18 protein-coding genes are annotated in these 20,494 nt (G+C 71.6%); 6 read left to right on the top strand and 12 right to left on the bottom strand.

Annotated features, from left to right (window positions below; translation table 11 throughout):
• Nucleotides 1–2 precede the first annotated feature (2 nt).
• Nucleotides 3–1,196: a lactonase family protein gene (locus RKD23_RS04590; RefSeq protein WP_424852437.1), complete on the top strand. Its 1,194-nt coding sequence runs from the start codon at nucleotides 3–5 to the stop codon at nucleotides 1,194–1,196.
• Here the strand turns inward: RKD23_RS04590 and RKD23_RS04595 are convergent.
• Nucleotides 1,164–1,883, bottom strand: a complete 720-nt coding sequence (locus tag RKD23_RS04595) for a DUF2470 domain-containing protein (protein WP_424852438.1) — start codon at nucleotides 1,881–1,883, stop codon at nucleotides 1,164–1,166. The two genes, RKD23_RS04590 and RKD23_RS04595, sit on opposite strands and share 33 nt — an antisense overlap.
• 61 nt (nucleotides 1,884–1,944) lie before the next feature.
• Complete coding sequence (locus RKD23_RS04600) at nucleotides 1,945–2,553, bottom strand: TetR/AcrR family transcriptional regulator (RefSeq protein ID WP_424852439.1); 609 nt, start codon at nucleotides 2,551–2,553, stop codon at nucleotides 1,945–1,947.
• A gap of 107 nt (nucleotides 2,554–2,660) precedes the next feature.
• Between RKD23_RS04600 and RKD23_RS04605 the strand changes: the two genes are divergently transcribed.
• The gene (locus RKD23_RS04605) at nucleotides 2,661–4,151 is read left to right on the top strand and encodes a cytochrome P450 (RefSeq protein ID WP_424852440.1); all 1,491 of its coding nucleotides are present in this window, start codon (nucleotides 2,661–2,663) and stop codon (nucleotides 4,149–4,151) included.
• Nucleotides 4,152–4,257: 106 nt separating this feature from the next.
• Nucleotides 4,258–4,446 carry a DUF5999 family protein gene (locus RKD23_RS04610; RefSeq protein WP_424852441.1) on the top strand — a complete coding sequence of 63 codons (189 nt, stop codon included), beginning with the start codon at nucleotides 4,258–4,260 and terminating at the stop codon, nucleotides 4,444–4,446.
• A 7-nt stretch (nucleotides 4,447–4,453) separates the two neighbouring features.
• On the opposite strand, the gene RKD23_RS04615 is transcribed toward RKD23_RS04610, so the two are convergent.
• The 10 genes from RKD23_RS04615 to RKD23_RS04660 all read right to left on the bottom strand — a co-directional run bounded on the left by RKD23_RS04615 (nucleotide 4,454) and on the right by RKD23_RS04660 (nucleotide 15,090).
• The gene (locus tag RKD23_RS04615) at nucleotides 4,454–5,335 is read right to left on the bottom strand and encodes a sigma-70 family RNA polymerase sigma factor (RefSeq protein WP_404031073.1); all 882 of its coding nucleotides are present in this window, start codon (nucleotides 5,333–5,335) and stop codon (nucleotides 4,454–4,456) included.
• Nucleotides 5,332–6,069: a PIG-L deacetylase family protein gene (locus RKD23_RS04620; RefSeq protein ID WP_424852442.1), complete on the bottom strand. Its 738-nt coding sequence runs from the start codon at nucleotides 6,067–6,069 to the stop codon at nucleotides 5,332–5,334. Before RKD23_RS04620 ends, RKD23_RS04615 begins: the two co-directional genes overlap by 4 nt.
• Nucleotides 6,070–6,159: 90 nt before the next feature.
• On the bottom strand, nucleotides 6,160–7,461 hold the full coding sequence (locus tag RKD23_RS04625; protein WP_424852443.1) for an alpha/beta fold hydrolase: 1,302 nt from the start codon (nucleotides 7,459–7,461) through the stop codon (nucleotides 6,160–6,162).
• A gap of 123 nt (nucleotides 7,462–7,584) precedes the next feature.
• Nucleotides 7,585–8,604, bottom strand: coding sequence for a LacI family DNA-binding transcriptional regulator (locus tag RKD23_RS04630; protein ID WP_424852444.1), 1,020 nt, complete (start codon nucleotides 8,602–8,604; stop codon nucleotides 7,585–7,587).
• A 57-nt stretch (nucleotides 8,605–8,661) separates the two neighbouring features.
• Nucleotides 8,662–10,026, bottom strand: coding sequence for a BNR repeat-containing protein (locus tag RKD23_RS04635; protein ID WP_424852445.1), 1,365 nt, complete (start codon nucleotides 10,024–10,026; stop codon nucleotides 8,662–8,664).
• Between the two features lie 15 nt (nucleotides 10,027–10,041).
• Nucleotides 10,042–10,362: an L-rhamnose mutarotase gene (locus tag RKD23_RS04640; protein ID WP_424852446.1), complete on the bottom strand. Its 321-nt coding sequence runs from the start codon at nucleotides 10,360–10,362 to the stop codon at nucleotides 10,042–10,044.
• A 20-nt stretch (nucleotides 10,363–10,382) separates the two neighbouring features.
• Complete coding sequence (gene rhaS / locus RKD23_RS04645; protein ID WP_424852447.1) at nucleotides 10,383–11,447, bottom strand: rhamnose ABC transporter substrate-binding protein; 1,065 nt, start codon at nucleotides 11,445–11,447, stop codon at nucleotides 10,383–10,385.
• Nucleotides 11,448–11,553: 106 nt separating this feature from the next.
• Nucleotides 11,554–12,543: an ABC transporter permease gene (locus RKD23_RS04650; protein ID WP_424852448.1), complete on the bottom strand. Its 990-nt coding sequence runs from the start codon at nucleotides 12,541–12,543 to the stop codon at nucleotides 11,554–11,556.
• Complete coding sequence (locus tag RKD23_RS04655; RefSeq protein ID WP_424852449.1) at nucleotides 12,536–13,576, bottom strand: ABC transporter permease; 1,041 nt, start codon at nucleotides 13,574–13,576, stop codon at nucleotides 12,536–12,538. The genes RKD23_RS04650 and RKD23_RS04655 overlap by 8 nt, the downstream gene beginning before the upstream one ends.
• On the bottom strand, nucleotides 13,573–15,090 hold the full coding sequence (locus RKD23_RS04660; RefSeq protein ID WP_424852450.1) for a sugar ABC transporter ATP-binding protein: 1,518 nt from the start codon (nucleotides 15,088–15,090) through the stop codon (nucleotides 13,573–13,575). Before RKD23_RS04660 ends, RKD23_RS04655 begins: the two co-directional genes overlap by 4 nt.
• Nucleotides 15,091–15,346: 256 nt before the next feature.
• Between RKD23_RS04660 and rhaI the strand changes: the two genes are divergently transcribed.
• The 3 genes from rhaI (at nucleotide 15,347) to RKD23_RS04675 (ending at nucleotide 20,111) form a co-directional block, all read left to right on the top strand.
• Complete coding sequence (gene rhaI, locus RKD23_RS04665; protein ID WP_424858158.1) at nucleotides 15,347–16,507, top strand: L-rhamnose isomerase; 1,161 nt, start codon at nucleotides 15,347–15,349, stop codon at nucleotides 16,505–16,507.
• A gap of 122 nt (nucleotides 16,508–16,629) precedes the next feature.
• Nucleotides 16,630–18,669: a bifunctional aldolase/short-chain dehydrogenase gene (locus RKD23_RS04670; protein ID WP_424852451.1), complete on the top strand. Its 2,040-nt coding sequence runs from the start codon at nucleotides 16,630–16,632 to the stop codon at nucleotides 18,667–18,669.
• Between the two features lie 53 nt (nucleotides 18,670–18,722).
• Nucleotides 18,723–20,111, top strand: coding sequence for a rhamnulokinase (locus RKD23_RS04675; protein WP_424858159.1), 1,389 nt, complete (start codon nucleotides 18,723–18,725; stop codon nucleotides 20,109–20,111).
• Nucleotides 20,112–20,494 lie beyond the last annotated feature (383 nt).

Below are 20,494 nucleotides of genomic sequence, written 5' to 3' on the forward strand. Positions count from 1 at the left end.
GCATGGGGAGCGGTACGGCACGTGGCTGGAGCCGGCGGGGGTTCGTTGCGGCCGTGGCGGCCCTTCCGCTGGCGGGGTGCGGCAGTCCGGCGCCTCCGGCCGGCGGTCCGTCGACCTCGCGCGGCGAGAGCCCCGCGGCGACCGGCCGGCGGCCGTCACGGCCCTCCGGTCCCCGCCCCCTCTACCTCGGCACGTACACCTCCGCCGAGGGCGGCGGCCGGGGCATCGGACTCGCCTCCTACGATCCGGGAAGCGGGCGCGTCCGCGGGGTCGGGACCGTCACGGGTGTCGCCGACCCGTCGTATCTCGCGGTGCACCCGGACGGGCGCACGCTGTACGCGGTGAACGAGCGCGAGCGGGGCACGGTGACCGCGGTGCGCCTCGCGGACCGGAAGGTGCTGGGCAGTCGTGGCACGGGCGGGTCGGGGCCGTGCCATGTGTCGGTGCATCCGGGCGGGCGCTGGCTGCTGAGCGCGAACTACGGCTCGGGCAGCGTGGCCGTGCATCCCGTCGACGCCTCGGGCGCGCTCGGTGAGCCCACCGACGTGGTCACGCACTCCCGCCCCGCGCCCGCACCCGGGCAGGAGGGCCCGCACGCCCATCAGTTCGTCACCGGGCCCGAGCCGGACACGGTGCTCGCCGTGGACCTCGGCACGGACACCGTCTACAGCTACCGCCTCGACCTGCGCAGGGGCACGCTGGAGGAGGTCGGGCAGGCGCACACCCGGCCGGGTGCGGGGCCTCGGCATCTGACCTTCCATCCGGGTGGCCGGTACGCGTATCTGGCCAACGAGGTGGACAACACGGTGGCCGTGTGCGCGTACGAACGCGGGACCGGGCGGCTGACGATCGGTGCGCCGCAGTCCACGGGCACGGGTGAGGGCACCAGCTATCCGGCACAGTTCGTGGTCACCGCGGACGGGGCGTTCGCGTATCTGGCGAACCGGGGGCACAACAGCATCACGCGCTACGCGGTGGAGGCGGCGGGTGCCCGGCTCAGGCTGCTGGACACCGTGCCGGTGGGCGGGGACTTCCCCCGCCATCTCGCGCTGTCGCCGGACGGGCGGCTGCTGTTCGCGGCGAATCAGCGGTCGGGCACGGTGAGCGTGTTCCACGTGGACGCGGCGAGCGGTGGGCTGCGGCTCGCGGGGCGGCCGTTCCCGTCAGCGGTCGCCGTCTGCGCGGTGCCGCTGTAGGGCGCGAGGGCAGCCGGTGGCCGCGGCCTGGCCGAGCAGGACGTGCATACGCTCGGTGAGCTGGGCGACGGTGTCGGCGGGGGCGTGGAAGGGCAGGCGTACGTCGCCGTGGGCGCGGACGCGTTCGATGCGCAGGGTGAGGCCGTGGCGGTCGACCGCGAGGGGCCGGACCCGGACGGCGCCGTGCAGGCTGTCCGGCTCGACGAGCCGGGTGAGGCGTTCGACCGCGTCCGGGTGGGCGTCGGCGAGGTGGGTCAGCAGGTGCGCCTCGGCGCCGGCCAGCGGGTCGGGGGCCGCGGCGGTGAACTCGTCGAGGCCGACGAGCTCGGCACCGGCGGGGCGGCGCAGGACGACCCGGGTGGGGCGCAGGGCGAGGCCGCCGTCCTCGGAGGTGAACCAGCCGGCGATCCACAGCCGGGCGCGGATCCGGTTGCGCACGGGGACGGGGGCGACGTCGGCGAACTCCAGGACGGCGGACGGCTCACCGCGGGGTGCGCAGAGCGCGGCCGCGAGCAGTGCGCTGTCCTCGGGCAACTGCAGCACGACCCGGCCGTCGTCGGTCACGGTGTGCGCGCCGACGAGCTCCTCCCGGCCGCCGTCCGCCGTCACCGAGCACGACCACGCCGTCGAGAGCACCGACCGCGCGCGTTCCGCCGCGCCGGGCACGGCCGTCCAGGGGTCACCCATGCGTTCCTCCTTAGGTAAGGCTCACCTAACCTATCGGAGATCACGGCCGCCGCCAAGCCGCTCAGCCGGTCACCACCCCCAGCAACGCCCGCGCACACAGGTCCCGGACCTGCTCTCGGCTCAGGTCCGGGCCGCGCAGCCACTCCAGGCAGACCGCGGTGGTGAAGGCGAGCCAGCCGCGGACGGCGAGGGGGAGGTCGGGGCGTTCGGCGAAGGCCGGCCCGAACTCGGGGTCGGCGGCGAGGGCCGCGAGGATCTGCTGTTCCTGGGCGGCGAGGGCGCGCTGGTAGACGCGGCGGACGGCCTGGTCGCCGGCGGCGTCGGCGCGGTGGAAGGCGCGGTAGCCGTGGGCGTGGGACGCGACGTACTCCAGATAGGTGTCCAGGCCCGCGGTGAGCTGTTCACGCACGGGGACGCCCGGTACCGCGGCCGTCATGCGCAGCATGCGCTCGCTCTCCCGCTCCACCACCGCGGCGAAGAAGTCCCGTTTGGTCGGGAAGTAGTGGTAGAGGAGGCCGCGGGACACTCCCGCGATCTCGGCGACCTGCTCGATCCACACGTCGTCGTACGGGTTCTCCGAGAACAGCCGCGCCCCGACCGTCAGGAGCTGCTCACGGCGCTCCTCGGTGCTGAGCCGACGGCGTGTGCGCTCACCCTGGTTCGCGGCCATGCCCGCACTTTACTTGACGTCGGTTCAACAGCGGGCGGAGACTGGCCGCACTGTTGAACCCACGTACAACAGGCTCAACCTGCCGTTGGATCAAGGGAGATCGCGTCATGGCGGAGACGGCGACGCAGCGGACACCGGACGGGCTGCCCCGGGGATTCCGCAGCGCCGAGCAGGGCTGGCCCGAGCTGCACCGCATTCCGCACCCGCCCCGCCGGCTCCCCCTGCTGGGCGATGTCCTCGGGGTCAGCCTGCGCACCCCGCTGCAGGACTCGATGCGCATCGGCCGCGAGCTGGGCCCGATCTTCCGGCGGCGGGCGTTCGGCCGGGAGTTCGTGTTCGTGTGGGGCGCGGACCTGGCCGCCGAGCTGGCGGACGAGTCACGCTTCGCCAAGCATGTGGGGCTCGGCATCGCCAACCTGCGGCCGGTCGCCGGGGACGGCCTGTTCACGGCGTACAACCACGAGTCCAACTGGCAGTTGGCGCACGACGTGCTCGCGCCCGGCTTCAGCCGCGAGGCGATGGCGGGCTACCACCCGATGATGCTGGACGTGGCCGCGCGGCTGACGGACCACTGGGACGCGCGGGCGGCCGCCGGGCGGTCCGTGGACGTGCCCGGGGACATGACCAAGCTGACGCTGGAGACGATCGCGCGCACCGGCTTCGGCCATGACTTCGACTCCTTCGAGCGGGACCGGCCGCACCCCTTCGTCACCGCGATGGTGGGCACCCTCAGCTACGCCCAGCGGCTCAACTCCGTGCCCTCGCCGCTGCTGATACGCGCAGCAGCGCGCCGCAACGCCGCCGACATCGCGTATCTCAACCACACCGTCGACGAGCTGGTGGAAGCCCGGCGGGCGTCCGGGTCGAGCGGCGGGGGTGACCTGCTGGACCGGATGCTCGACACCGCGCACCCCGAGACCGGTGAGCGGCTGTCGGCGCGGAACGTCCGGCACCAGGTGATCACCTTCCTGGTCGCGGGCCACGAGACCACCTCCGGCGCGCTCTCCTTCGCCCTGCACTATCTGGCCCTGCACCCCGAGATCGCCGAGCGCGCCCGCGCCGAGGTGGACCGGGTGTGGGGCGACGCGGAGACACCGGAGTACGAGCAGGTGGCCAAACTGCGGTACGTACGCCGGGTGCTGGACGAGTCGCTGCGACTGTGGCCGACGGCTCCGGCGTTCGCCCGCGAGGCCCGGACGGACACCGTGCTCGCGGGGACGCATCCGATGCGGCGCGGCGCGTGGGCGCTGGTGCTCACCGCGTCCCTGCACCGCGATCCGCGGGCGTGGGGGCCGGACGCCGAACGGTTCGACCCGGACCGCTTCGACGCGGCCGCCGTCCGCGCCCGTCCCCCGCACACCTTCAAGCCGTTCGGGACCGGCGCGCGGGCCTGCATCGGACGCCAGTTCGCGCTGCACGAGGCCACGCTCGTGCTGGGTCTGCTGCTGCGCCGCTACGAGCTGGTGCCCGACCCCGGCTACCGGCTGCGGGTCGCCGAGCGCCTCACCCTGATGCCCGAGGGGCTGCGGCTGCGGCTGCGCCGGCGGACCGCTCCGGCGGCGGGGCGCGCGCCCGCGGAGGCGCGAACTCACCGCTGAGTTTCCGGTTCTGTGGGGTCCCCTCATGCAGCCGAAAACAACGTCGGCTACCACTGGGGTGAGGAACCGAGTCGCGGCAGGAGCCCCACCGGATCGAGGAGACGCCATGTGCAGCCATCAGCCGCCGTGCCCCACCGCCGAGAGCCCGCACCACCACACCGCGGCCGTCGTCACGGCCCACCCCGAGCAGGGCTGGAGCCTGCTGTGCAACGGCACGATCGTCTTCGACGACACCGGTGAACTCCTGCCGGACGGGCGGGTCGTGGACCCGCACCGCACACCGGCCGGTGTCTGACGTACCGTCAGTCCTCGGCGAACGACGGAAGGTCGAGACGGGCGAGCCGCTCGGGGTCGGCCAGGATGAACATCTCGGTGATACGGCCGTCCGTGACGGTGACGCCCATGAGGGAGAGCACCTGGCCGTCCACCACGTTGGCCACCCCGATCCCGTCGCCCAGCAGCAGGAAGCGGGCGTTCGGGGCGAACTGCCGGAACAGCATGGCCTGTTCGGCGACCGGGCGGGCGCCGCGAACGACCTTGGAGGCGGCCGCGCCGCGCACCAGCGGGCCGGAGTCGGCGCGCAGGACGACGTCCGGGTCGAGGACGGCGAGCAGCGCGTCGAAGTCGCCGCCGCGCGCGGCCGCCATGAAGGCGTCCAGGACCTTGCGCTGCCGGCCCAGATCCGGGGCGGCGGACGGGGAGGCGCCGCGCACCCGCCGCCGGGCCCGGCTGGCGAGCTGCCGGGTGGCGTCCACGCTGCGCTCCACGATCGGGGCGATCTCGTCGAACGGCACGGCGAACATGTCGTGCAGCACGAACGCCAGGCGCTCGGCGGGCTCCAGATTCTCCAGCACGACCAGCAGGGCGAGGCCCACCGAGTCGGCGTGCAGCACCTCCCGCTCCGGGTCGATCTCCGACAGCGGCCGCACGACGGGGTCGGGCACGAACGCCTCGTCCATGGGCTGTTCCCGGCGCGAGGTGCGCGAGCGCAGCATGCTGAGGCAGATCCGGCTGATCACGGTGGTCAGCCAGCCGCCGAGGTTGCGCACCTCGGTGACGTCGGCCCCGTGGTACTTCAGCCAGGTCTCCTGCACGGCGTCGTCCGCCTCGGCGAGCGAGCCGAGCATGCGGTAGGCCACCGCGCGCAGATGGTCGCGGTGCTCCTCGAAGGTCTGCGCCGTCATCGGCTGAACAGCTCGAAGGTCACGGCCGGCTTGCCGCCGAAGCGGGCGGCGGCGGCCTCGGCGTTGCCGGTGAGGAAGCCGCGGACGTACGTCTCCGGGTCCTCGCTCGTCAGGGCCTCGATGTAGCTGCGGTGTTCCAGCAGGGAGTGCACCGCCCGCTCCAGGCCGGCCGTCGCCTCCATCGCGTGGGTGGGCGTGCTGGAACCGGCGACGGCGACCCAGCGGACGCCGTTCCAGGGTTCCAGGCCCTGTTCGGTCAGCTCGGGGAAGATCCACCGGTTGCCCGCGTCGGCCGCCGCGTCCAGGGTGGCCCGGCCGACGGCGACGTGGTCGGGGGTGTTCCAGGCGACTCCGCCCCAGGTGTCGCGGTGGTTGAGGGTGATCACCAGCTCGGGGCGGTGGCGGCGGATCGCCGCGGCGATGTCCCTCCGCAGGGCCGTGCCGTACTCGACGACGCCGTCCTTGTGGTCGAGGAACTCGACGGTGGTGACGCCCACGACCGCGGCGCTGGCCCGCTGCTCCTGCTCGCGCAGCGGGCCGCACTTGTCCGGTTCCAGGGTGTCGATGCCGGCCTCTCCGCGGGTGGCCAGGACGTAGGCCACGTCGCGGCCGCCGTCCGTCCACTGGGCGATGGCGGCGGAGCAGCCGTATTCGAGGTCGTCGGGGTGGGCCACCACTGCCAGTGCGCGCTGCCAGTCCTCGGGCATGGGGTTCAGCTGAGCGATCTCTGTCATGATCGCAGAGTAGTGCGTGGGCTTGAAGTGCCGTCTTATGTCTGCGGGTTGTGCGTGGCCGATCGCGCAGTTCCCCGCGCCCCTAGGGTTCTACACCTCGTCTCGGACAAGAGCCAGGAGTCGGTCCAGTACCTTCGGGCCTCCCGCGCGCACACCGTCATGCTCGAACTCGTTCGTCACCCAGGTGCGCAGGCCGCGGATCGCGCGAGCCGTCTCCAGGGAGTGGGCCGTGTCGACGTACATGTCGTCGTGGTAGATCGCGGCCGCGACCGGGACCTCGTTCGCCGCCAGGCGTGCGGCGTCGTACAGCGGGGTCCAGTCCGTGCGGCCGGCCAGGAGGTCGGCTGTCTCGCGCAAGGGGCGCAGGGACGGGTCGCAGTCGAACATCCAGGGGTGGACGGTCTCGCCGGTGAAGAGGAGCGGGCCGTCGCCGGTGAGGGTCTTGGCCGCGTCGAACTGGGGGAACTCGGCGCGGACGCGTTCGGCGGACCAGGCCGTGGGGCGGGGGTCCTGGCCGTAGATGGCCTCGTGGACGAGGGCGTACAGCGGGTGGCCGGCGTAGGAGAGGAGGCCCTGGACCTCTTCCTGGAAGGCGTCGGAGAGGGCCGGGCCGTGCGGGGTGGGCACGAAGGCGTGCTCCAGCAGGAAGTGCAGGCGGTGGCTGCCCTCGCCGCCGCCGAGGAGGATGCCGAGGGACTGGAAGGCCTCGACGGTGAGGCGGTAGCCGCCCGGGAGGGTCACCTCGTGGTGCAGGAGGTGGTCGGCGATGGCGCGGGCCCGCTCGACGTCCTGCGGGTAGCGGGCGTAGTGGGCGGCGACCTTGCGCTCGACGCGCGGGTAGGCGGCGCGGTAGACGTCGTCGGCGTGGGCGTGCAGGGAGGGCAGGCCGCCGGTGATCAGGGCGGCGGTCAGGCCCTCGGGGGCGGTGGAGAGGTAGTTGACGGTGCAGAAGCCGCCGAAGCTCTGGCCGAGGACCGTCCACGTGGCGCCGCCGGTGACCTGGGGGCGGATGGCCTCGCAGTCGCGGACGATGGAGTCGGCGCGGAAGTGGGTGAGGTAGTCGGCCTGCTCGGCGGGGCCGCCGCGCAGCGGGAGCGTCTGGCGGTTGGCGGGCGTGGAGTGGCCGGTGCCGCGCTGGTCCAGCAGCAGGACGCGGTACTCCTTCAGGGCGCGGCCGAGCCAGGCGGGCCTGCCGATGAAGCGGTTGGCGCCGAAGCCGGGGCCGCCCTGGAGGTAGACCAGCCACGGCAGGCCCTGGTGCGCCTTGTCGCTCGCGACGACCTCACGGGCGTACAGCTCGATGGTCTCGCCCGTGGGGTCGTCGTGGTCGAGCGGCACGGTGAAGCGGCGGTCGGTGAGGACGACGCCGGGCTGACGGTAGCTGAGGGTCAAGGGTGCTCCCGGTGCGGTCGGAGATCCTGGGTCGCAGGCTCTACGTGCAGGTCAGCTCCCAGTCCAACATATGGACAGGCTTCTGCCGAACCCAGGGATCATGAACCGTTACTGAACCGCCGCTCAGCGGGCCGACAGGCTGGAGCGGCGGACCACCAGTTCCGGCTGGAGCACGACCCGGCGGTGTTCGTGGGGGCTGCCGGTCTCCTCGGTCTCCTCCAGGAGGAGTTCCGCGGCCAGGGCGCCCATGGTGACGGCGGGCTGGCGGACCGAGGTGAGGGGTACGGCGGCCGCGGCGGCGAACTCGATGTCGTCGTAGCCGACGATCGCGAGGTCGCCGGGGATGTCGACGCCGGCCGCGTACATCGCCTGGAGCACCCCGAGGGCGAGCAGGTCGTTGGCGCAGAACACCGCGGTGGGGCGGTCGGCGAGGCCGAGCAGACGGGCACCGGCGTCGCGGCCCGCGGTGACGTCGAGGCGCTCGGTGGGGATCTCGCGCAGGCACTGAGGGCCGAGCCCGGCCTCCGCGAGGGCGTTCAGCGCGCCGATGCGGCGGTCGCGGACCTGGGTGAAGCCGGGCGGGCCGCTGACGTACGCCAGGGAGCGGTGCCCGGCGTCGATGAGGTGGCGGACCGCCAGCGCGCCGCCCGCCACGTCGTCCACGGACACCGAGCACTCGCTGGTGCCCTCCGACACGCGGTCGACCAGCACGAACGGGATGCCGTGCCGGCGGAAGGCCGCGATGTTGCGACCGGTGGCGTCCGCCGGGGTGAGCAGCACGCCCCGCACCCGCTGCTCGGCGAAGAGGGAGAGGTACTCGGCCTCCTCGCTGACGCTCTCGGCGCTGTTGCAGACCATCACGCCGAGCCCGGCGTCCCGGGCGGCCCGCTCGGCGCCGCGTGCCACGTCGACGAAGAAGGGGTTGCCCATGTCGAGGACGAGCAGGCCCATGATGCGGCTGCGGCCGGCCCGCAGCTGCCGCGCGGACTCGCTGCGCACATAGCCGAGCCGGTCGATCGCGCTGAGCACCCGCGCGCGGGTCTCGGCGGCGACGGTGTCCGGGCGGTTGATGACGTTGGACACCGTGCCGACGGACACTCCGGCGACGCGGGCGACGTCCTTGATACCCACCGACTGGGCCATCGGGCGAAGTCCTCCAGGTGAACGAGGGGCGGCGGGAAGGGCGGGAAGGCCTTCACACTACCGCCGTCCCCGCGCGACTCGGCCCCCGTCATAGGGCAGTGTGAAGTCCACGACGTGCAGGGCCGACGGGGTGGTTCCCGTGGACCGCTCCTGGTACAGGAACGACAGCACGCCGTCGGCCGCGATCCGTGTCTCGTCGACGACGACCTCGCCGAAGGCGTTCAGTCCCTCGCCGTCGAACAGCAGCGTCCAGTCCGTGTGACCTGAGGCCCGGGAGGCGGCGGCGATCCGCCCGTACGGCAGGACGGCGTAGGCGTTGTCGTGGCGGTCCAGGACCAGCTTGGTGCGCTGGCTGGAGGCGAGCGGGACCGGGATCTCGGTCTTGAGCCAGTGCCCGGCGGCGTCCTTGCGCAGGTGGTGGGCGCGGGCGTGCCGGACGCGCTCGGTGACGTAGTCGCCGGTGCGCGGGCCGAGGCGGACCGGCACATGGCTGATGATCGCGTGCGGGCGTCCGGCGGAGTCGACGGCCTGGCTCTCCTGGTTCATCAGGCAGTGGTCCGGGCCGAGCGGGTCGACGATCACGCCGGGGGACGTGACGGCGACTTCCCCCAGAGCCTCGCCGGCGTCGTTGCGCCAGGTGCGGCCGCGGTCGTCGGAGTACACGTATCCGGTGTCGTGGTTGGTGAGGCCACCGGCCGCGCGCAGCACGGCCGGGTCCTGCTCGCGCCAGGTGAAGAAGGCGTGCAGGCGGCCGTGGACGTCGTAGTCGATGCCGTGCAGGTACATGTTGCGGGCGGTGGAGGTGCGGTGGGCGCCGGTGGAGGATCGGTAGAGGCCGGTGGAGCTGCTCCACTCCCCCAGCGCCCGCCACCGCGAACCGTCGTACTCGGCGAGGGCGTTGCGCCCGTCGCCGGAGACGCCGTCGCGGTGGCTGAGCTGGAGCAGGCCCTCGGGGGTGGTGAGGAACTGCGGATACGTGAAGCGCGGGGTGAGCGGCAGACCGTCCAGGGTGGTGTGTACGGGGCCCAGTGCGGCCGGTGTCCAGGCGCCGGCCGCCGGTTCGTCCGGGTCGAGGAGACCGGCGGCCGACTTGACGTAGAAGAAGCCGTCGCTGTGCGAGTCGAGGACGAGGTGCAGCCGGCCGTCGACGGCGGAGACGCCCATGGAGATGACGTTGTGGGAGTCGTCGTAGCGCAGGCGGTGGCCCAGCCGGACGGTCTCCCAGGTGTCCTCGCCGAGGGCGCGCCGGGCGACCACGGCGGAGCGGTCGGCGGTGTACCAGGCGGCGTACTGATGGCCGCGGTAGGTCAACAGGCCGTTCTTCTGGAAGGAGTTGTTGTTGACGAGGCCGTCGTAGGAGACGAAGTACAGGGCGTGCGCGTCCAGTCGGGTGCTGCCGCTAAGGGTGAGCGACGGTTTCATGGTCCGGCTCCCGGATCAGGCGAGGTGGAAGACTTCCGTCAGCGGCTTCATCGCCTCGTCCGGGCGGGCGCCGTCCAGTGCCTCGAAGAACGGCGCCATCTCCTTCTGCCAGCGGGCGTTGACGTCGGTGGCCTCCATGCCGGCCAGGGCGGCCTGGAAGTCCTCGGTCTCCAGGTAGCCGACGAGGAGGCCGTCGTCGCGCAGGAAGAGGGAGTAGTTGCGCCAGCCGGTGGCCGTGAGCGCCTGGAGCATCTCCGGCCATACCTCGGCATGGCGCTCGCGGTACTCGTCGAGCCGGTCCTGGCGGACCTTGAGCAGGAAACAGACGCGCTGCATGGTGACGTACCGCCCCGTGGCTAGAAGTTGTACTGGTCGATGTTCTTCGCGTCGAACACGGTCGGCTTGCCGAGGCTGATCACGCCGTCCTTGCCGATGGTGTAGGTCGTGTCGCCGGCCTTGAAGGTCTCGCCCTCCTTGCCGGTGATCTGGCCGGACACCAGCGCGACGGAGGCGCGGGCGGCGAGGTCGCCGAGCTTGGCCGGGTCCCACAGCTCGAACGCGTCGACGGTGCCGTTCTTGACGTACTTGCGCATGTCGTTCGGGGTGCCGAGGCCGGTCAGCTTGACCTTGCCCTTGTACTTGGAGCCGGACAGGTACTGGGCGGCCGCCTTGATGCCGACGGTGGTCGGGGAGATGATCCCCTTCAGGCTCGGGTACTCCTGGAGCAGGCCCTGGGTCTGCTGGAAGGACTGCTGGGCGTCGTCATTGCCGTAGGCGACCTTGACCAGCTTCATGTCCTTGTACTTGGGGTCCTCGAGTTCGTCCTTCATGAACTCGATCCAGGTGTTCTGGTTGGTGGCGGTCTGCGCGGCCGACAGGATCGCGATCTCGCCCTTGTACCCGATCTGCTCGGCCAGCAGTTGCACCTCGGTGCGGCCCAGGTCCTCGGCGGAGGCCTGCGAGATGAAGGCGTTGCGGCAGCCGGGGGTGGTGTCCGAGTCGTACGTGACGACCTTGATCCCGTTCTTCATGGCCTGCTTCAGCGCGGTGCACAGCGCGCCGGGGTCCTGCGCGGACACGGCCATCGCGTCGACCTGCTGCTGGGTGAGCGTGTTGACGTAGCTCACCTGCCCGGCGGTGTCGGTGGCGCTGGAGGGGCCGACCTCCTTGTAGCTGGAGCCCAGTTCGGTGAGTGCCTTCTCGCCGCCCTTGTCGGCGCTGGTGAAGTACGGGTTGTTCACCTGCTTGGGCAGGAAGCCGACGGTCAGGCCCTTCTTGAGCCGGGCGTTCGGATCGGCCTTGCCGGCGGTGGCGGCGGAGGCGTCCTCCTTGGCGACGTCCTCCTTGGTGGTGCCGCCGCAGGCGGCGAGGGCGAGGGAGCCGATGATCACGAGGGGGACGAGGGTGCGGCGCATGGGCATGGTGAGTCCTTTTGAACGGGGAGGAAGGGAAACGCCCTGAAGGGGCACGGGGCTGTATCGATGTGCGGCTCCGCCGCGTGGGCGCGATCAACCACAAAACAACCGATCAGCCGGACGATCGAGCACGCACGACGGCGATCTGCCGCACAACCCGAGGTCCGAGCACGGAAAGAACGAGCAGCACACCGGTGACGACGATCTGCGACTGTGCGGAGACGTCCTGAAGGCTCATGACGTTCTGCAGCGCACCGAGCAGGAACACCCCCGCGATCGCACCGCCGAGCGTCCCCTTGCCCCCGTCGAAGTCGATACCACCGAGCAGCACCGCGGCGACGACGGAAAGCTCCAGGCCGGTGGCGTTGTCGTACCGCGCACTCGCATAGTGCAGGGCCCAGAAGACACCGGTGAGCGAAGCCATGAGTCCGGTGACCGTGAACAGGATGAGCTTCTGCCGCTTGACCCGGATGCCGGCGAACCGCGCGGCCTCCTCGTTCGCGCCCGTCGCGAAAAGCGATCGGCCGAACGGCGTGGCGTGCAGAACGATCACGGCGATGGCGAGAAGCGCCAGGAAAGGCACAAACGCATAGGGGATGAACGTGTCCCCGATCCGCCCGGCCGCGAAGTCCAGGTACTGCGTGGGAAAGTCGGTGACCGCGTCCGAGCCGAGCACGATCTGGGCGATCCCGCGATACGCGGCGAGCGTGCCGATGGTGACGGCCAGGGACGGCAGTCCCAGCCTGGTCACCAGCAGTCCGTTGACCAGACCGCACACCACACCGAGCAGCAGACAGATCGGGATGATCGTCTCGATCGTCATGCCCTGGTTCCACAGGGCGCCCATGACCGCACCGGACAGACCGGCGGTCGAGGCGACCGAAAGATCGATCTCCCCGGAAACGACCAGGAGCGTCATCGGTAGCGCGATCAGTGCGATCGGAAGCGTGTTTCCGATCAGGAAAGAGAGATTGAGCGCGTTTCCGAAGCCGTCGACGGATCCGAAGGACAACAGCAGCACAACGATCAGAAGCGCACCGACGGCTGAATCCCACCTTTTCCAGGAGGACCATCGGACCGCACGCACAAGGGACTCAGGCATGGCGGGCGTTCCTCTTCTTCAGGGCGTCGGCCACGCGCAGCCCGACGATCCGGTCGACCACGATGGCGAGGATGAGCAGAAGGCCGTTGATGGCGAGCACCCAGACGGAGCTGACGCCGAGGGCGGGCAGCACGCTGTTGATGGAGGTCAGCAGCAGCGCGCCGAGGGCCGCTCCGTACACGCTCCCGGACCCGCCGGTGAAGACGACCCCGCCGACCACGACCGCGCTGACGACGGTCAGTTCGTAGCCGTTGCCCGTGCCGGAGTCGACGTTGCCGAACCGGGCCAGATACATGGCCCCGGCGAGCCCCGCGGCCGCCCCGCAGAAGGTGTAGGCGGTGAGGATCCGCTTGCGCACCGGGATGCCGGCGAGCCGTGCGGCCTCCGGGTTGGAGCCGAGCGCGTACAGCTCGCGTCCGCTGCCGTAGTGCTTGAGGTAGTACGCGGTGGTCACCAGCACGGCGAGCGCGATCAGCGCCAGGTACGGCACGGCGGAGATGCCGCCGGAGCCGAAGTCGACGAAGCCGCCGGGCAGGTCCGCCGCGGTGATCTGCCGGGAGCCGACCCAGATGGAGTCGATGCCGCGGACGATGTACAGCGTGCCGAGGGTGACGACGAGCGCGGGCACCTGGCCGAGGCTGACCAGCAGGCCGTTGAGCAGTCCGAAGCCGACGCCCGTGAGGACGGCGAGCAGGACGGCCACCACGGGGTTGCCGCCGCCCTGGAGGTAGGTGCCGGCGGCGAAGGCGCTGATCCCGAGGGTGGAGCCGACGGACAGGTCGACGTTGCGGGTGATGACGACGAGGGACTGGCCGGTGGCGACCAGGACCAGGATGGTCGCGTTCAGCAGCAGGTCCTTGATGCCCTGCTCGGACAGGAACTCGCTGTTGCCGGCCTGGGTGACGGCGATCATCACCAGGAAGACGACCAGGATGGCCAGCTCGCGCATCTTGAAGACGCGGTCGACCAGGCGGGTGCCGCCGGACTTCGGCACGTCCGACACGGGGGTGTGCTCGGGGGCGGTGACCGTCATGCGGCGGCCCTCCCCGTGGCTGCGGCCATCACGGTTTCCTCGGTGGCTTCGGAGCGGGGGATCTCGGCGGTGAGCCGGCCCTCGTGCATGACGAGGACGCGGTCGGCCATGCCGAGGATCTCGGGCAGGTCGGAGGAGATCATCAGGACGGCCACGCCGTCGGCGGCGAGCTGCGACAGCAGCCGGTGCACCTCGGCCTTGGTGCCGACGTCGATGCCGCGGGTCGGCTCGTCGACGATGAGCACCCTGGGGCCGGTGGCGAGCCACTTGGCGAGGACGACCTTCTGCTGGTTGCCGCCGGAGAGGGTGGACACGGCGTCGGCGATCCGCGCGTACTTGACCTGGAGTTTTACGGCCCAGTCGAGGGAGCGGCTGCGTTCGGCGCCCCGGTCGACTAGGCCCGCCCTCACGGTCGTGCGCAGTCCGGTGAGGCCGATGTTGCGCTCGATGGACATGTCCATCACCAGGCCCTGCGCGCGGCGGTCCTCGGGGACGAGGGCGAGCCCGGACGCCATGGCCGTGGACGGGGCGCCGTTGACCAGGGCCTTGCCCTCCACGGACACCTCTCCCGCGTCCCAGCGGTCGATACCGAACACGGCTCGGGCGACCTCTGTGCGGCCCGCGCCGACGAGGCCTGCCAGGCCGACGATCTCGCCGCGCCGTACGTCGAAGGAGACGTCGGTGAAGACGCCCTCGCGGGTGAGCCGGCGCACGCTCAGGGCGACTTCGCCGGGCGTCACGTCCTGCTTGGGGTAGAGCTCGTCGAGGTCGCGGCCGACCATACGGCGGACGAGGTCGTCCTCGGTCATGTCCGCCAGCGGTTCGCTCGCGATCCAGGCGCCGTCGCGCAGGGTGGTCACCTTCTGGCAGATCTCGAAGATCTCCTCCAGACGGTGGGAGATGAACAGCACGGCCGCGCCTTGTTCGCGCAGTGTGCGGACGACCCCGAAGAGGCGGGCGACCTCGCTGCCGGTCAGGGCGGCGGTCGGCTCGTCCATGATCAGGACACGGGCGTCGAAGGAGAGCGCCTTGGCGATCTCGACGATCTGCTGGTCGGCGATGGACAGGCCGCGCGCGGGCCGGTCGGGGTCGAGGTCGACACCGAGGCGGCGCATCAGGGCCAGGGTGGCGGCGTGCACGGCCCTGTGGTCGATCCGGCCGAGAGTGCGGCGGGGCCGGCGGCCCATGAAGATGTTCTCGGCGATGGACAGGTCGGGGAAGAGCGTCGGCTCCTGGTAGATCACCGCGATGCCGGCGTCCCGGGCGTCGCCCGGCCCGTGGAAGGCGACGGACGCGCCGTCGAGGAGCACCTGGCCGGTGTCCGGGCGGTGCACGCCGGCGAGCGTCTTGATCAGGGTCGACTTGCCCGCGCCGTTCTCCCCGGCGAGCGCGTGCACCTCGCCGGCGAACAGCTCCAGACAGACGCCCCGCAGCGCGCGTACGGCGCCGAAGGACTTGGAGACGTCCCTGAGCGCGAGCACGGGGGCTTGTCCCGTGTCGGACGGGTGGGTCATGGGGGCTCCTCGACGACGGGGGCGGAGCGGTCCCGGCCCCACGGCGTGAAAGGTTTCAAGTGATTGCCGGGACGGTAGGCACGTCGGCCATGCGGCGTCAATGGGTCCGTCTCGAAAAGTTTTCGAAAGGTGAAGCGCAGGTCCATGGCGCACGAACGGGCCTGGACAGAGGGGTTGACACACCTTGCAGGGGCCCATAGCTTCGCGTTCTGAATCGTTTCATCGAGGAGTCTTCCGACTGATGCAGGAGCCCGAAGTGACCGACCTCGCCGCGGTGAAGGCCGCGCTGAAGACCCAGGCCGTCGAGACGCCGTCGTGGGCGTACGGGAACTCGGGGACCCGTTTCAAGGTGTTCACGCAGCCGGGTGTGCCGCGCACGCCTTTCGAGAAGCTGGACGACGCGGCCCAGGTGCACGCGTTCACCGGGGTGGCGCCGACCGTCGCCCTGCACATCCCCTGGGACAAGGTCGACGACTACGCCGCGCTCGCCAAGCACGCCGAGGACCGCGGGGTGCGGCTCGGGGCGATCAACTCCAACACCTTCCAGGACGACGACTACAAGCTCGGCAGCATCTGCCATCCCGACGCGGCGGTGCGCCGCAAGGCGGTCGACCATCTGCTGGAGTGCGTCGACATCATGGACGCGACCGGTTCGGCGGATCTGAAGCTCTGGTTCGCCGACGGCACGAACTATCCCGGGCAGGACGACATCCGCGCGCGCCAGGACCGGCTCGCTGAGGGGCTCGCGGAGGTGTACGAGCGGCTGGGGGACGGGCAGCGGATGCTGCTGGAGTACAAGTTCTTCGAGCCGGCCTTCTACACGACCGACGTGCCGGACTGGGGGACGGCGTACGCACACTGCCTGAAGCTCGGACCGAAAGCGCAGGTCGTCGTCGACACGGGGCATCACGCGCCGGGCACGAACATCGAGTTCATCGTGGCGACGCTGCTGCGCGAGGGGAAGCTCGGCGGGTTCGACTTCAACTCGCGGTTCTACGCCGATGACGACCTGATGGTCGGGGCCGCCGATCCGTTCCAGTTGTTCCGGATCATGTACGAGGTCGTTCGGGGCGGGGGGTTCACCTCCGAGGTCGCTTTCATGCTCGATCAGTGTCACAACATCGAGGCGAAGATCCCCGCGATCATTCGATCGGTCATGAACGTTCAGGAGGCCACGGCGAAGGCGCTGCTCGTGGATCGGGGGGCGTTGGCTGCGGCGCAGGCTTCTGGGGATGTGCTCGGCGCGAATGCCGTGGTGATGGATGCGTACGCCACGGATGTGCGGCCTCTGCTGCGGGAGGTGCGGGAGGAGATGGGGCTGGACCCCTCGCCGCTGGAGGCGTATGCGCGGTCCGGATGGGCCTCGAAGATCGTTGCTGAGCGGGTTGGAGGGTCGCAGGCCGGTTGGGGGGCGTGAGCGTCTGCCGGGTTGCTGTTTTGTTCGGGCTGCGGGCCGTACGTGGCTGATCGCGCAGTTCCCCGCGCCCCTGGAGGGGCGCTGCTGTCCGTGTCTCTTTGTTCGTATAAGGAACACTTCTCATGACACTTCATCCTGAAGCTGCCGCCCTGATCGAACGATCACATCGGCTCGGATCCGATCCTCGAAACACCAATTACGCAGGCGGCAACACCTCGGCCAAGGGCACCGACACCGACCCCGTCACCGGTGGGGACGTGGAGTTGATGTGGGTCAAGGGGTCCGGGGGTGATCTCGGGACGCTGAGCGAGGCTGGGCTCGCGGTGTTGCGGCTGGACCGGTTGCGGGCGCTCGTCGAGGTGTATCCCGGTGTGGAGCGCGAGGACGAGATGGTCGCCGCGTTCGACTACTGCCTGCACGGGAAGGGCGGTGCGGCGCCGTCGATCGACACGGCGATGCACGGCCTCGTCGACGCGCCGCACGTCGACCATCTGCACCCCGACTCCGGCATCGCGCTGGCCTGTGCGGCGGACGGGGAGAAGCTCACCGCCGAGTGTTTCGGCGACTCTGTCGTATGGGTGCCGTGGCGGCGGCCCGGGTTCCAGCTCGGGCTGGACATCGCCGCGATCAAGGAGGCCAACCCGCAGGCGATCGGCTGTGTCCTGGGCGGCCACGGCATCACGGCCTGGGGCGCCACCTCCGAGGAGTGCGAGCGCAACTCGCTGCACATCATCCGGACCGCGGAGGCGTTCCTCGCCGAGCGTGGCAGGCCGGAGCCCTTCGGGCCGGTCCTGGACGGTTACGGGCCTCTGCCCGAGCAGGAGCGCCGGGCGCGGGCGGCCGCGCTGGCCCCGCACATCCGGGCCGTCGCCTCGCAGGACCGGCCGCAGGTCGGCCACTTCACCGACGCGGACGTCGTCCTGGACTTCGTCTCCCGCGCGGAGCATCCGCGCCTCGCCGCCCTCGGTACGTCCTGCCCCGACCACTTCCTGCGCACCAAGGTGCGGCCGCTGGTGCTGGACCTGCCGCCGAGCGCGCCTCTGGAGGAGGCCGTCGCACGGCTCAAGGAGCTGCACACCGCGTACCGCGAGGAGTACGCCGCCTACTACCGCAGGCACGCCCTGCCCGACTCCCCCGCCATGCGCGGCGCCGACCCGGCGATCGTGCTGGTCCCCGGTGTGGGCATGTTCTCCTTCGGCAAGGACAAGCAGACCGCGCGGGTGGCCGGCGAGTTCTACGTCAACGCCATCAACGTGATGCGCGGGGCCGAGGCCGTGTCGACGTACGCGCCCATCGAGGAGTCGGAGAAGTTCCGTATCGAGTACTGGGCGCTGGAGGAGGCCAAGCTCCAGCGGATGCCGAAGCCGAAGGCGCTGGCCACGCGGGTGGCGCTGGTGACCGGAGCGGGCAGCGGGATCGGCAGGGCGATCGCGCACCGGCTGGTCGCCGAGGGCGCGTGTGTCGTCGTCGCCGACCTCGACGGCGACAACGCCCAGGCCGTCGCCGAGGAGCTGGGCGGCCCGGACAAGGCCGTCGCGGTCACCGTCGACGTCACCGACGAGGAGCAGATCGCCGCGGCCTTCGGCGCGGGCGTGCTCGCCTTCGGCGGGGTCGACCTCGTCGTGAACAACGCCGGCATCTCCATCTCCAAGCCGCTGCTGGAGACTTCGGCGAAGGACTGGGACCTCCAGCACGACATCATGGCCCGTGGCTCCTTCCTGGTGTCGCGCGAGGCGGCCCGGGTGATGATCGCGCAGGGGCTGGGCGGCGACATCGTCTACATCGCCTCGAAGAACGCCGTGTTCGCCGGGCCCAACAACATCGCCTACTCCGCCACCAAGGCCGACCAGGCGCACCAAGTACGCCTGCTGGCCGCTGAGTTGGGCGAGCACGGCATTCGCGTCAACGGGATCAACCCGGACGGTGTGGTGCGCGGCTCGGGCATCTTCGCCGGCGGCTGGGGTGCCCAGCGGGCGGCGACCTACGGCATCGAGGAGGAGAAGCTGGGCGAGTTCTACGCACAGCGCACCATCCTCAAGCGGGAGGTGCTGCCCGAGCATGTGGCGAACGCCGTGTTCGCGCTCACCGGTGGCGAGCTGACCCACACCACCGGGCTGCACGTCCCGGTCGACGCCGGCGTCGCCGCCGCGTTCCTGCGGTGACGCGCGTGAAGGCGTACGCCGCGGTCGACCTGGGAGCGTCCAGCGGGCGGGTCATGGTCGGCCGTGTCGGCCTGGACTCGCTGGAGCTGGCCGAGGCGCACCGGTTCGTGAACCGGCCGGTGCGGGTGCCGGAGGGGCTGCGCTGGGACATCCTCGGCCTGTACGCGGGGGTGCTGGACGGGCTGCGGGCCGCAGGTCAGATGGACTCCGTCGGCATCGACAGCTGGGCCGTCGACTACGGCCTGCTGGATGCCGACGGGGCCCTGCTCGGCAACCCGGTGCACTATCGCGACGCCCGCACGGAGGGGGTCGCGAAGAAGGTGTGGGCGACCGTTCCGGCGGACGAGCTGTACGCGGCCACCGGGATCCAGTACGCGCCGTTCAACACCCTGTACCAGCTGGCCGCTGCCGCGCCTTCCGCTCAACTGGCCCATGCACGACGCCTGTTGCTCGTCCCCGACCTGATCGCCTACTGGCTCACCGGTGAGCAGGGCACCGAGCTGACCAACGCCTCCACCACCCAGCTGATCGACCCGCGCACCCGCGACTGGGCCCGGGACGTGGCCGAGCGGCTGGGGGTCGACCTGGGACTGTTCGCGCCGCTGCGGCAACCGGGCGATCCGGCGGGCGAGTTGCTGTCGCGTGTGCTGGAGGAGACGGGGCTCGCGGGGCCGGTGCCGGTGACGGCGGTCGGCTCGCACGACACGGCGTCCGCGGTGGCCGCGGTGCCCGCCTCGGGCGAGCGGTTCGCCTACATCTGCACAGGCACCTGGTCGCTGGCGGGGCTGGAGCTGGACGCCCCGGTGCTGACGGAGGAGAGCCGGGCGGCCAACTTCACCAATGAACTGGGCCTCGACGGCACCGTGCGCTATCTGCGCAACATCATGGGTCTGTGGCTGCTCCAGGAGTGCCAACGCGCCTGGGGCGAGGACGACTTGGGCACGCTGCTGCGGGAGGCCGCGGGGGTGCCGGCGCTGCGGTCGGTCGTGGACGCCGGGGACGCCGCGTTCCTCGCGCCGGGGCGGATGCCGCAGCGGATCGCGGAGGCCTGCCGCGCCTCGGGGCAGCCGGTGCCGCTGACCCCGGCGCAGGTCACGCGCTGCATCCTCGACTCGCTCGCGCTGGCGCACCGGCGGGCCGTGGAGGACGCCCAGCGGCTCGCCGGGCACGCCGTCGACGTCATCCACATCGTGGGCGGCGGCACCCGCAACGCCCTGCTGTGCCAGCTCACCGCCGATGCCTGCGGGCTGCCGGTGGTGGCCGGGCCGACCGAGGGCGCCGCGCTGGGCAACGTCCTCGTCCAGGCCCGGGCACACGGACTCGTCGGCGACCTCGCCGACATGCGGCGGCTGCTCACCCGTACGCAGTCGCTCACGCGGTACGAGCCCCAGGGCGGCACCGCACGCTGGCGCGAGGCGGAGGCCCGGCTCGCCACGGGGTGAGGCGGGTCCGGCCGCGGGCCCGCCGGTCCGGCAGGTCCGGCCGGGGCCGCGCGCCGGTCCGGCAGGTCCAACCGGGCCGCGCCGGTCCGGCAGGCTCGCGGGGCCTCGCCGATGGGGGTCGCGAGGCTTGTACCGCCGGCGGGCTCACGGGCTCGTACCGCCGACGAGCACGCGGGACTGTACCGCCGATGGGCTCCCGGGGGCCGTGCCGCCGTAGGCTCGCGGGCCCGTACCGCCGACGAGCACGCGGGCCCGTACCACCGATGGGCTCGCGGGGCCCGCACCGCCAGTGGGCTCGCGGGGCCCGCACCACCGGCGAACCCGCGGACCAGTACCCCCGGCGAGCCCGCGGCCCCGTGCCGCCAGTGGGCCGGCCCGTGCCC

It is taken from the genome of Streptomyces sp. SAI-170 (genome assembly GCF_049739565.1).
Classification (GTDB): domain Bacteria; phylum Actinomycetota; class Actinomycetes; order Streptomycetales; family Streptomycetaceae; genus Streptomyces.

Bases quoted from the DNA above. Each gene is read 5' to 3' on its own strand.
- RKD23_RS04590 (WP_424852437.1), top strand. From the start codon at position 3: ATGGGGAGCGGTACGGCACGTGGCTGGAGCCGGCGGGGGTTCGTTGCG.
- RKD23_RS04595 (WP_424852438.1), bottom strand. From the start codon at position 1,883: ATGGGTGACCCCTGGACGGCCGTGCCCGGCGCGGCGGAACGCGCGCGG.
- RKD23_RS04600 (WP_424852439.1), bottom strand. From the start codon at position 2,553: ATGGCCGCGAACCAGGGTGAGCGCACACGCCGTCGGCTCAGCACCGAG.
- RKD23_RS04605 (WP_424852440.1), top strand. From the start codon at position 2,661: ATGGCGGAGACGGCGACGCAGCGGACACCGGACGGGCTGCCCCGGGGA.
- RKD23_RS04610 (WP_424852441.1), top strand. From the start codon at position 4,258: ATGTGCAGCCATCAGCCGCCGTGCCCCACCGCCGAGAGCCCGCACCAC.
- RKD23_RS04615 (WP_404031073.1), bottom strand. From the start codon at position 5,335: ATGACGGCGCAGACCTTCGAGGAGCACCGCGACCATCTGCGCGCGGTG.
- RKD23_RS04620 (WP_424852442.1), bottom strand. From the start codon at position 6,069: ATGACAGAGATCGCTCAGCTGAACCCCATGCCCGAGGACTGGCAGCGC.
- RKD23_RS04630 (WP_424852444.1), bottom strand. From the start codon at position 8,604: ATGGCCCAGTCGGTGGGTATCAAGGACGTCGCCCGCGTCGCCGGAGTG.
- RKD23_RS04635 (WP_424852445.1), bottom strand. From the start codon at position 10,026: ATGAAACCGTCGCTCACCCTTAGCGGCAGCACCCGACTGGACGCGCAC.
- RKD23_RS04640 (WP_424852446.1), bottom strand. From the start codon at position 10,362: ATGCAGCGCGTCTGTTTCCTGCTCAAGGTCCGCCAGGACCGGCTCGAC.
- rhaS (WP_424852447.1), bottom strand. From the start codon at position 11,447: ATGCCCATGCGCCGCACCCTCGTCCCCCTCGTGATCATCGGCTCCCTC.
- RKD23_RS04650 (WP_424852448.1), bottom strand. From the start codon at position 12,543: ATGCCTGAGTCCCTTGTGCGTGCGGTCCGATGGTCCTCCTGGAAAAGG.
- RKD23_RS04655 (WP_424852449.1), bottom strand. From the start codon at position 13,576: ATGACGGTCACCGCCCCCGAGCACACCCCCGTGTCGGACGTGCCGAAG.
- RKD23_RS04660 (WP_424852450.1), bottom strand. From the start codon at position 15,090: ATGACCCACCCGTCCGACACGGGACAAGCCCCCGTGCTCGCGCTCAGG.
- RKD23_RS04670 (WP_424852451.1), top strand. From the start codon at position 16,630: ATGACACTTCATCCTGAAGCTGCCGCCCTGATCGAACGATCACATCGG.
- RKD23_RS04675 (WP_424858159.1), top strand. From the start codon at position 18,723: ATGGTCGGCCGTGTCGGCCTGGACTCGCTGGAGCTGGCCGAGGCGCAC.